The following is a 976-nucleotide window of genomic DNA, read 5'->3' as shown; positions in this document are numbered from 1 at the left end:
ACCTAATCCGGACAACTCATGTGCTACGACAGCAGTTGCTGAAATACATTGCCGCGATTAAGCATTCGGACTAAAGTCATCCCTTCTCGCAGCGTGCCGCGTCCTCCGGTTTGACACAGGGGTGCCGAATGCGCTTGTCCTTGCTTTTCATTTCACTGCTGATTGCACACATCCCGATTGTATCGCATGCCGCCGCCATTCACGACGCCGCCGTGAAGGGAGATGTCGCGGCAATTACGGCAGCGCTCGACGCCGGTGCCGGCGTCGACGAGAGCGCTGGAAAAGCAACGCCGCTCTATCTTGCGGTTAGGGGCGGGCATCTTGCGGCGGCAAAACTGCTCATGGAACGAGGTGCCGACGCCAACGTTGCCCCGACGCCGCTTTTGGGACCTCCCCTCATGCCGGCTTTGGCAAAACGCAGGGTCGACTTGATCAATCTGTTGCTGCAGGGGGGCGCAAATCCAAATGCGCAGCGCGGCGGTGAATCCGCCCTTCACATCGCCGTCAGATCCGGCTGTCTCGATTGCGTGAAGGCACTGGTCGAGGCCGGCGCCGATGTGAATGCGAAGACAAAGGACGGCAAGACACCGCTCCACATGGCAAAATTCAAGGGGCAACATGAAGTTGCCGCCTATCTCTTGTCGCACGGCGTCGTCTTGCCAACGCCAGCCCCTATCTCGATGAAATTGTCAAATGCGGATGTCGAGAAAGGCCGAACCTACTTCACCCATGTGTGTCACGGTTGCCACAAGGCCGAGCCACAGGGAGAGACCAAGACGGGGCCCATCTTGTGGGGCGTCGTCGGCCGCGACAAGGCATCCATGGCAAGTATGCGTTACTCCGACACATTGCTGGGCTGGGAGGGTGTATGGACGTATGAGGACCTGAACACATATCTCTTCGGGCCCATGCTCACAACGCCGGGCGTCAAGATGGAGACGCCCGGTGTCCCGGACGAGACCGAACGGGTCAACGT

Annotated in this window: 1 protein-coding gene; it reads left to right on the top strand. The window is 59.1% G+C overall.

The window, feature by feature from the left end; translation table 11 throughout:
- Positions 1-128 precede the first annotated feature (128 nt).
- Positions 129-976: ankyrin repeat domain-containing protein (locus tag EOA22_RS35170; protein WP_127390692.1), on the top strand; the 848-nt coding region annotated here is incomplete at its 3' end.

Source organism: Mesorhizobium sp. M7A.F.Ca.US.014.04.1.1 (assembly GCF_003998745.1).
Lineage (GTDB): Bacteria > Pseudomonadota > Alphaproteobacteria > Rhizobiales > Rhizobiaceae > Mesorhizobium > Mesorhizobium ciceri.
The sequence above is the reverse complement of the archived record's forward strand: the minus strand, read 5'-3'. Positions and strand labels throughout refer to the sequence as shown.